The organism is Apibacter adventoris (assembly GCF_002964975.1).
GTDB classification, from domain to species: Bacteria; Bacteroidota; Bacteroidia; order Flavobacteriales; family Weeksellaceae; genus Apibacter; species Apibacter adventoris.
Genome location: NZ_PSZM01000035.1, coordinates 1 through 9,971 on the forward strand (window position 1 = coordinate 1; position 9,971 = coordinate 9,971).

At 33.4% G+C, this 9,971-nt stretch carries 9 protein-coding genes and 1 pseudogene; 9 read left to right on the top strand and 1 reads right to left on the bottom strand.

Going from position 1 to position 9,971, the window contains the following annotated elements:
• From C4S77_RS05025 to C4S77_RS05060, 8 genes and pseudogenes are all read left to right on the top strand, one after another.
• The coding region (locus tag C4S77_RS05025) for a toprim domain-containing protein (RefSeq protein ID WP_105246534.1) at nucleotides 1–1,649 on the top strand (1,649 nt) is incomplete at its 5' end.
• Nucleotides 1,650–1,756: 107 nt separating this feature from the next.
• A complete protein-coding gene (locus C4S77_RS05030) occupies nucleotides 1,757–2,458 on the top strand; it encodes a tyrosine-type recombinase/integrase (protein WP_105246535.1) in 702 nt (233 codons plus the stop codon).
• A 97-nt stretch (nucleotides 2,459–2,555) separates the two neighbouring features.
• Nucleotides 2,556–3,425 (top strand): annotated as a pseudogene (locus C4S77_RS05035) (RHS repeat-associated core domain-containing protein); the annotation flags it as partial.
• Complete coding sequence (locus C4S77_RS05040; RefSeq protein WP_105246536.1) at nucleotides 3,425–3,844, top strand: PH domain-containing protein; 420 nt, start codon at nucleotides 3,425–3,427, stop codon at nucleotides 3,842–3,844. The pseudogene C4S77_RS05035 and the gene C4S77_RS05040, both read left to right, overlap by 1 nt.
• Before the next feature lie 253 nt (nucleotides 3,845–4,097).
• Nucleotides 4,098–5,225 carry an RHS repeat domain-containing protein gene (locus tag C4S77_RS05045; protein WP_105246537.1) on the top strand — a complete coding sequence of 376 codons (1,128 nt, stop codon included), beginning with the start codon at nucleotides 4,098–4,100 and terminating at the stop codon, nucleotides 5,223–5,225.
• 3 nt (nucleotides 5,226–5,228) lie between these two features.
• A complete protein-coding gene (locus C4S77_RS05050; protein ID WP_105246538.1) occupies nucleotides 5,229–5,696 on the top strand; it encodes a hypothetical protein in 468 nt (155 codons plus the stop codon).
• Between the two features lie 382 nt (nucleotides 5,697–6,078).
• Complete coding sequence (locus C4S77_RS05055) at nucleotides 6,079–7,095, top strand: RHS repeat domain-containing protein (RefSeq protein WP_221405095.1); 1,017 nt, start codon at nucleotides 6,079–6,081, stop codon at nucleotides 7,093–7,095.
• A gap of 7 nt (nucleotides 7,096–7,102) precedes the next feature.
• Complete coding sequence (locus C4S77_RS05060; protein WP_105246539.1) at nucleotides 7,103–7,543, top strand: DUF5958 family protein; 441 nt, start codon at nucleotides 7,103–7,105, stop codon at nucleotides 7,541–7,543.
• 510 nt (nucleotides 7,544–8,053) lie between these two features.
• Here C4S77_RS05060 and C4S77_RS05065 read toward each other — a convergent pair.
• Nucleotides 8,054–8,419, bottom strand: a complete 366-nt coding sequence (locus tag C4S77_RS05065) for a helix-turn-helix domain-containing protein (RefSeq protein ID WP_105246540.1) — start codon at nucleotides 8,417–8,419, stop codon at nucleotides 8,054–8,056.
• 144 nt (nucleotides 8,420–8,563) lie between these two features.
• Between C4S77_RS05065 and C4S77_RS05070 the strand changes: the two genes are divergently transcribed.
• Nucleotides 8,564–9,971 (top strand): CHC2 zinc finger domain-containing protein (locus C4S77_RS05070; protein WP_181042824.1); only part of this gene is annotated, 1,408 nt, incomplete at its 3' end.

Genomic DNA, 9,971 nt, shown 5'->3' on the forward strand with positions numbered 1-9,971 from the left:
ATTATTTAAAGGATAGGAGGGGGTTGTATCCGGGTTATCCCAAAGAAGATACAAAAGTACTTATATTAACAGAATCAGTTATTGATTGCGCCAGCTTATTACCTTATCCCTTACCCCTTACCTCTTACAGTCTGTTAGCCTGTTACGGCGTGAACGGCTTTACAAAGGAACACAGAGACGCCATAAGAGAATTAAAGCAGTTAGAAGAAGTGATTATTATGTTTGATATGGATGAAGCAGGAAAAAAAGGAGCAGAGCAAATAAGAAGTAAGATTTTAGAATTACGAAAAGAATCGTCAAAGGTCGATCAAAAAATAAAAATATCCCAAGTAGAGTTGCCCAATAAAGATGTGAATGAGGTTTTACAGTTGCATGAGAAAGAGATCTTTAGGGAGCTAATAAATAAAAGAGTGAATTTAGAAGTAAGAAGTACGAATAAGTTAGGAATAACAGGAGAGAAATTAGAAGAAAGTTCTGACTTCGTAGTTCCAATTTCCAACTTATCCCTTATCACAATTAACGATCATATCGGTCAGAGCGGCATTATAGGGGAGGAGAATACACGGTTGTTGCTTTTTATTATTGCCAGTAGTTATAAGACAAAAAATCCGCTGCATGGCATCGTACAAGGAAGCTCAGGAAGCGGAAAAACCCACCTTATAAGTAAGATAGCCGATTTATTACCCCCGGAAGATGTGCTGAGATTTACCCGGATTACCGAGAGTAGTTTGTACAATTGGGGGGAATGGGATCTGGTAGGTAAACATATAGTCATAGAAGATCTGGATGGTTTAAAAGAAGAAGCATTATACAGTTTAAGGGAACTTATCAGCAGTCAGATGCTGAGCAGCTCAGTAAGTGTTAAAGATAAAAAAGGCAATATCAAAAGTACCCAAAAGAAAGTACGGGGCCAGTTTAGCAGTTTAAGCGCCACTACCAAAGGCGATTTGTACGAAGACAATATAAGCCGGAGCTTTATACTGGCGGTAGACGAAAGTACAAATCAGAGCAAAAAGATCATAGCGTATCAGAATAAGAAATATGCCGGAGAAGTAAGTAAGGAAGAAGAAATAAGAGCTAAGGAGCAGTTACAGGAATATATACGGAACTTACAGGAAGTAGAAGTGATAAATCCCTATGCCACGAAGTTAGAGCTTCCCGAAGAAGTACATAAGATACGGAGGTTAAACGAGATGTACCAAAGCATTATAAGACAGATTACGTATTTAAACCAACGTCAGAGAAACTACAAAGACGGCAGGATCTATACAGAGATAGAAGACTTAGAACAAGCCACGGAGATATTGTTTGAGAGTATCTTACTCAAGATAGATGAATTGGATGGCAGTTTGAGGCAGTTTTATGAGAGATTAAAGAAGTATTTAAAGAGTAAGGATAAAGAATTTTATTTACGAGAAGTGAGACAAAGTTTAAACATAAGTAAAACACAGATGTTCCGATATATCCAGAGTTTAAAAGAGTTAGATTATATAAAACCCATAGGCGGGCATGAACGAATAGGGATTAAATACAAGATCCTGTATTGGGACGATTATCAGAAACTAAGAATGAGAATCAAAGAACAACTACAAATCCAAATAGAGAAATTAAAAAACGAAACAGAAAAGGAACAGGTTGGGAACACCTAAAAATAGTCTACTATAAATATAATCAATGTTTTATAAGGTAAGTGTTCCTAATTCCCAAAAAGTATAACCTAAAAAGTCAGAGAAGTACGAAATTAGAAATACGAATTATGAAAAATCAGGAACGATTACATCATTATAAAAAGTATTTAGAGTTAAAAGGCTATCAAAAGAGTAGTATTCGGGGGTTGTTAAAAAGAGCCGAATTATATGAGGCTAAAACGGACAATCCATCCTTATCCCTTAAGCCTTCCACCTTACAACTGTATTACTACCAAAAGAAAACCTATCTCCACTATTTATCAGAAGTAGAAAAAGAGGTTCATTACCTACAAGAAGAACACCATAAAAAAGAAGTCTTACCCATAGATATAGTAAGTATAGCAGAAATAGAGGAATTACTAAAAAGCTGTAAAGATGTAAGAGACAAGGTAGTATTAGTCTGTTTATACAGTTTAGGACTCCGGTTAAGCGAAGTATCGAATATAGAGTTGGAAGATATAGACAGAGAGAATAAACTCCTTTTAGTAAAAAAGAGTAAAACTAAAAGACAAAGGCAAGTGCTCATAAATAAAAGATCGTTAGAAATTATAACAGAATATATAGAGACCGAACGACCGATTAATACAGGCAATAAATTAGTACAAGGAATACAAGGAAATCTTACCCCGGACGGTATTTATCAGGTCTTAAAAAGAATCATACAAAGAACCCGGATCAAAAAAAGAATCTATCCCCATTTACTCAGGCACAGTATAGCCAGTTTAACTGAAAAAAGTTTATATCTTTGGGGTAGGAGTTTATTGAAATAGCTGTTGTGTAGTTGTTTGGACAAGGAAACAGGAGAGGAATAAAAAGGAGAAGTTCGCGCGAGGGGAATTTGGAGCAGAGACGTGATTATACTATTACGGGGCTAGGTATTATAATCCTAGGGAGTCTATCTTCTTAAGTGTAGACCCTATGCATGAAATGACAGGTACTCCGTATCAGTATACTTTCCAAAATCCAATTAATTATACTGATCCGACTGGTATGATGCCGGAAGGAGATCCTACCCGCGCTTCCACAGGTGCTGATGACTACTATTATGATTCAGATACAGGCACGCAATATCAAGGAACTACACGAGGGAATTGGACATATACAAATTCAAATGGAGATTTAACAGTATATGGGAACCCTGAGTATAGTAGAAGTAATAATTCGGGAGTAACTTCAGGAGGTCAATTTTATGGAGGAGATGGAAGTGGTAGTTTTATGGATTGGGTTCATAGGGTTGTATATGAAACAGATCAATATAACCCGATAGCCTTAGCGTGGGATGGAATACAAGGATATATAACAGGAGCAGATAGATTTGGGAATGAGTTAAATACGGCTGGTTCCACTATGAAATTGGCAATGGCTATTCCTTTAGCAAAAGGAGCAAAACCGCTTATGCTTGCAGAAGAAACTTTTTCACAGGCCTTATTTAAAGAATCAGTTAAAAATGTTGAGAAAGTAGGGGTATATAGTATTTATGGAACAAAAGGTTTAGTTGGTAATACTTTCAACAGGAATATTTTTTATATAAAATCTGCAGATAAGGGTCTTGGAAACTTTAGGTCTTTAATTAAATCAATTGAACAAGAGGCTATTCAAGCAAAGGCAGATAAAATATCAATTTATGGTTCTTCTATTGTTAATGACGGATTTTTAAATCCTCAAGTAATTAAACGTTTTGGATATTCTTTTGAGAAATCAGGAGAAGGTGTAATAATGCAAAAAACATTGAAATAATGAAAGATTTATCATCAATTATAATATCTATATTTAAGAGAAAAGGGGGAGAAGGAAAGTACACAAAAATAATTAATGAACAAAATGAAGAAGAATATTTTGATCTATTAAAAATTAAGGATAAAGATGAAAAGATTTTAATATGTTATAAAGAAAACAAAGATTTTGTATTAATTACTAATAAAAGATTAATTACTAATAATTATATGGTTGATTATTTTAATATAGAGGCTGTAATAATTGCTATGCAAGAAGAATTTAAAAGTAATATTCTTAATAAGAAGAAATTTACGAGGCTTAAATTACAAGATTTTGATGGTAAAAACTATATTTTAAAATTAGAAGAAGGTAAACCTTATAATGGTATTTATCAAATATTGGAATTTATTTCATTACGTAATAGAGAAAATAAAAATTAGGACATGATAAATATTTCAAAAGAGATAGGTGGTTATAATCTATAATAACTTATTGTACTAAATAAAAAGCCCCTCAATTAGCGGGGCTTTTTTATTTAACTAATTTCTTCTTCCAAACAGAGTAGTCTGAGGATTTCAATGGTATTGAATAAGTCCCAATGGTTGTGCTCGGAGAGTTCAGTTCTTTATGTTTTAAAGAAAGGATAAGAAAGGATTTTACTACCTAAATAAAAACCACTATGCGTATTTTGAAGTGCCTTACCATGTAAAAGACCATAATGATTATGTAAACGGAGCAGGCTTCTGCTGTGAAGGCAAAGATAAAAAACTCCAAACCTATGGAGGGGGAATCGGCAAAGGGAATGAAGAATATGAAAAGATGCAGTATTATAATCATGCAGATCATTTGGGAAGTAGCAGTTATATTACTAACTTAGACGCGCAAATAGTACAGCAAGTAGAATATGTACCGTTTGGGGAGGTGTTAATTGAGGAAAGGAACCAGAGTTGGAATACCCCTTACCTGTTTAATGGCAAGGAACTGGATGAGGAAACGGGGTTATACTACTACGGAGCCAGATACTACAACCCAAGGGAGTCTGTTTGGTTGTCAACGGATCCATTGAGTGGTTATAATCCAATATTAGAGGATGAGCATTATATTGATGGTGAACATAATGGAGGAGTTTACAACTCATTTAACTTAAATACCTATGGGTATACGTATCAAAACCCAATAAGATACATTGATCCAAATGGTAAGCAAGCTGATGTAATTTATGGCATAACATCTACAGATCCAAAAAAAGATGACAAAGCTTTAATAAATGGAGGAAAGGCTTTAAGTAATAAATCAAATATTTTAACAATTGTTAGTCATGCAGGAACCCATGGAGCGAGAGTTGTTGAAAACAATAAAAAAGGAGATATTATAAATGGACCAGACTCTTTCAATCAGTTTTTAACTAGAGATAGTGAAAAATGGAGGAATAGAGAAAAAATAGGGAATTTAGTTGTAGTTATGTATGGGTGTAATTTAGCTAGAGATAGAATGGATAATAATGGTAACTCATTAAAAACTAGATTGCAAATAATATCTTCTGGTCATCCTGATCAAGTATTTATTGGGTCTACAACTTCTGTAGAGTGGACTAGTTTTTTAGGGATTTATTCAGATGTTCAACCTATAGATTCAGGAAAATGGAGAGTTTATAAAGCAGGTAAACTTATTGATGAATATGATGGATCATGGAATCCTAATACATATAAGGAGAAATGGTTTAATAGTAATATTAAGGAAATTAAATCAACAGATACTACTTCTGCATCAGTAAATGAAATAATTCCAGAAGGATGCTCTAGTGGAAATTGTAAAAAATAAAATATGAGATTATCATTTTTAAGATTATTAATTTTACTTTTATTGTTAACTGCTTGCACAAAAAATAAGAGAAATATAACTGATTTTCAGCAATTAAAGATTAATATAATAAAAGGAAATATTACTTCTTATGAAGAATTGAGTACAAAATATTTTGAATCAAATTATTTAGATATGTTACCATATTCATTAATGATGGCTAATAAATATCATTATCCTAGAGCATATTATGATGTATATGAGATATTAATGGTGTCAGGAGGATGTGTGGAAGATCACAATTTAAATTGTTTGGATGATTTAACTAAAGAATTAGCATTGGATTATCTAAAGTTAGCTATCGAAAAAAGTGATAAAACAGCATCAGAAATTTTTTTAGAATATTATAATAAAGGAAAAAGTTATCCTATCAAAGAGTTTTATGAAAATGAAGCATTGGTTGAAAAGGCTAAAATTAATATGAAAAAATAGCATATTTTCGCTCTTTTGAACTAGGTTTGAGGAAGAGATAAATTAAAACAATAAATTAATAAACAAGCCCCGCTATTAAGCGGTTTTTTTTATTATTCAATAATATCCTCGTCCATGCAGAGTAAGCGCAGGGGTTCAATGGTGTTGAATAAACCCAATTGTTGTGTTCTTGGAGTTCGGGATGTTTCAAAGAAAGGATAAGGGAGGATTTACAGAGGTTACTCCTAAATAAAGCCCACTATGCGTATTTGAAGAGCCTTATCATGGAAAAGACCATAATGATTATGTAAACGGTTCAGGCTTCTGTTGTGAAGGAAAGGATAAAAAACTCCAAGCCTATGGAGGCGGAATCGGCAAAGGGAATGAAGAATAATATGAAAAGATGCAGTATTATTATCATGCGGATCATTTGGGAAGTAGCAGTTATATTACTAACTTAGACGCGCAAATAGTACAGCATGTAGCATATGTACCGTTTGGTGAGGTGTTTATTGAGGAAAGGAACCAGAGTTGGAATACCCCTTACCTATTTAATGGCAAGGAACTGGATGAGGAAACGTGGTTATACTACTACGGTGCTAGGTATTATAATCCGAGGGAGTTTGTGTGGTTGTCAACGGATCCATTAAGCGGTTACAACCCAATCTTTGAAGTTGAGCACTACATAGACGGTCAACATAATGGGGGAGTATTTAACTCAGGAAACCTTAATACGTATGGATATACCTATCAAAACCCAATACGATATATAGATCCCAACGGAAAGCAGAATGAATCTTATATTTGGGGAGAGCCTGATATGGCAGAAATCATAGTAAGTGGAACTATTAGTTTCATAGGTGATGCTAGAGCAGGTGTTATGAATTTAGCATCAAGAGCCTTTGGGGATGGAACCCGATATAGGGGAGATGGTGGAATAGGTGTAACAAAATTGCCAGAAGGTTCTAAAACAACTATTGCTGGGGATCTATTAGATGCTACAGTAGGTATAGTAACAGCTAGATATGGAGCTTCAGGAGCAGGGGGTGTATTAGCTCAAGAAACAAAAGGAGGTGCTAATGAGGCTAAAAACATAGGTAAGGATCTCTTTAAAATAGAAACAAATGTAGATCCGACAGTATTAACACAAGGAGAGATAAAAAGAATTGGAAATGCAGCTACTAGAATAAATAAACCAATAACAGTTGTAGGAAGTAGAGCAAGTGGAACTGCTGGAGCCTATTCTGATTGGGACTATGTTTTGCCGAATATAAATAGAAAATTATTTAATAAAATTAAAAATTCTTTACCCGGGTCGAAATCATTATTAGATAATATGCCTAAGAATATGGATATATTTAAGGGGGCTGTTGATGAGTCCAAACCATTTATAAAAATCTTCCCTAAAACGTCATTTTAATTTTAATATGAATTTAACTCAAGAATTATTATTAAATAAATATGGTCAAGGAATTGAAAGTAAAGAGATATTACTAAGTTCTTTTTATGAAATGTCATTAGAAGATAAAAGGAATTATTTAAAAGATTTATCTAATTTAATTATTCAATCTAAACCAATTAAAGAAGATATTGATTTAGCAATATTGGATTCTGGTTTGAAACGAACATATACCCCTTGTATATTACTAGAAAAAGGCATAAACATGAATAATTTATATAAGATTGTTAATTTGCCAGAAAATGAAATACAAAAAGTAGTTATTTTACTTTTGAGTCTTTTTAAGATTCCTTATAATAGGAGATTTCTTAATGAAAGGAATAATTTAAATAAGTGGTGGTATTGGGATTTATCTAAAATACAAGAAGAGGAATTAAAGAAAATGTTAAAAATTCAAAAAGATAGATAGTAAATAATAAACAAAAATAACCCGCCCACTGAGCGGGCTTTTTTTATTCAATAATTTCCTCGTCCAAGCAAAGCAATCTGAGTAGTTCAATGGTGTTGAATAAGTCCCAATGGTTGTGTTCCTGGAGTTCAGGTTGTTCCAAAGAAAGGATAAGAGAGGACTTACAGAGATTACAGAGGGAATTTAGAGTAAAGAGGTAGTTTTGTTTGTTTTTAAAAGTTAAGGAAATAGAGAAATCCTTGTTGGTTTCGACTTTTTTGTTTGGGGTTGTCATGGTAAAAAATATTTGGGTTTAAAAAATAGGCAGGTCGCTGACAACCCATTCTACGAAGTAGAAAAGTCTGGGGACTTTCACCCTTACGCCTGCCCGTATTATTAGTGATACACTTTGTCCTTATTATGTTCATAAAATGGATTGTCAGGAGCAAATATAGTAAAAAACTATAATTTATTAGATAAAAAAACAATCCAAAAGGATTGTTTTTTAATTATATATAATAATAATTTTACTTATAAAGAAGCAGCGTTTTTAGTAAAAAAATCTTTAAATTTTTTATTAGTAAGCATTTTATCCACTAATCTAAAAATAGTTTGTTTGTCCTCTTCTTCCAGTTGTTGAATAAGCCTTATTTGCTCTACTTCATTCTTGTCCTCAATAGTAATTTCTTTAGGGATAGAACCATCATAATTTATAATTTGATCCGTAGTCATATTAAATAAATGCGCCATTTTATGAAGCTCATCAATAGTTAAACTACGTACCCCTTTTTCAATTTTAGAATAAGCAGACTTATCAACGCCAATATAATTAGCCACTTCAATTTGTTTAAGGTCTTTTTGTTCCCTTATATCTTTAATATTATTAGCGATATTCATACAAACAAAAGTAGCTAAAAAAGCAATTATAGGCAAATAGTAATGAAAATGAAAACATTTAAGTTGTTAAAAAGAAAACTTTTATTTAATTTTGTTGTTGTTAAATTAAACACAATAAAATTTAGTCAATAAAAAACAAGAGTTATGACTATAGCAGAAATCAAACAGCACCTAAGCATTAAAGAAGTCTTAGCCCATTATCAATTAGCAGTAAGATCTAAGATGCTAAGATGTCCGTTTCATGAGGATAAAACGCCGAGTATGCAGGTGTTTGAAGATTCCGACACTGTGCGGTGTTACAGCGGAAACTGTCCCCAATCCAACAAAGTAATCGATGTCATAGACTTTATTATGTATAAAGAAAATCTAAGCAAACATGAGGCTCTGCTCAAAGCCAAAGAAATGACGAATTTAGAAATTAGAAGTAAGAATAATCAACAATCGTCAACAGATAATCAAAAATACCGGGAGTATCAAGAGTTACCGATGGAGAAGTTAGAAGAAGTATTTTATAAGATGAAGCAGAACCACCGGGAGAGTTCAAAAAAGTACTTAGAAGTTAGGAATTTAGATTTGGAGAAACTGGAAATAGGATATAATGGCCGTACGTATAAAGGCTTAGTAAACTGTTTAGTGTTTCCGTTGAAAGATAAGAACAAAAAAGTAGTAAGTCTTTACGGTCGAAGCATTAAAGATAAAGGGCACTATTATTTAAAGGATAGGAGGGGGTTGTATCCGGGTTATCCCAAAGAAGATACAAAAGTACTTATATTAACAGAATCAGTTATTGATTGCGCCAGCTTATTACCTTATCCCTTACCCCTTACCTCTTACAGTCTGTTAGCCTGTTACGGCGTGAACGGCTTTACAAAGGAACACAGAGACGCCATAAGAGAATTAAAGCAGTTAGAAGAAGTGATTATTATGTTTGATATGGATGAAGCAGGAAAAAAAGGAGCAGAGCAAATAAGAAGTAAGATTTTAGAATTACGAAAAGAATCGTCAAAGGTCGATCAAAAAATAAAAATATCCCAAGTAGAGTTGCCCAATAAAGATGTGAATGAGGTTTTACAGTTGCATGAGAAAGAGATCTTTAGGGAGCTAATAAATAAAAGAGTGAATTTAGAAGTAAGAAGTACGAATAAGTTAGGAATAACAGGAGAGAAATTAGAAGAAAGTTCTGACTTCGTAGTTCCAATTTCCAACTTATCCCTTATCACAATTAACGATCATATCGGTCAGAGCGGCATTATAGGGGAGGAGAATACACGGTTGTTGCTTTTTATTATTGCCAGTAGTTATAAGACAAAAAATCCGCTGCATGGCATCGTACAAGGAAGCTCAGGAAGCGGAAAAACCCACCTTATAAGTAAGATAGCCGATTTATTACCCCCGGAAGATGTGCTGAGATTTACCCGGATTACCGAGAGTAGTTTGTACAATTGGGGGGAATGGGATCTGGTAGGTAAACATATAGTCATAGAAGATCTGGATGGTTTAAAAGAAGAAGCATTATACAGTTTAAGGGAACTTATCAGCAGTCAGATGCTGA

Coding starts and splice junctions, on each gene's coding strand:
- C4S77_RS05060 (WP_105246539.1), top strand. CDS start 7,103: ATGAATTTAACTCAAGAATTATTATTAAATAAATATGGTCAAGGAATT.
- C4S77_RS05030 (WP_105246535.1), top strand. CDS start 1,757: ATGAAAAATCAGGAACGATTACATCATTATAAAAAGTATTTAGAGTTA.
- C4S77_RS05055 (WP_221405095.1), top strand. CDS start 6,079: ATGCAGTATTATTATCATGCGGATCATTTGGGAAGTAGCAGTTATATT.
- C4S77_RS05050 (WP_105246538.1), top strand. CDS start 5,229: ATGAGATTATCATTTTTAAGATTATTAATTTTACTTTTATTGTTAACT.
- C4S77_RS05040 (WP_105246536.1), top strand. CDS start 3,425: ATGAAAGATTTATCATCAATTATAATATCTATATTTAAGAGAAAAGGG.
- C4S77_RS05065 (WP_105246540.1), bottom strand. CDS start 8,419: ATGAATATCGCTAATAATATTAAAGATATAAGGGAACAAAAAGACCTT.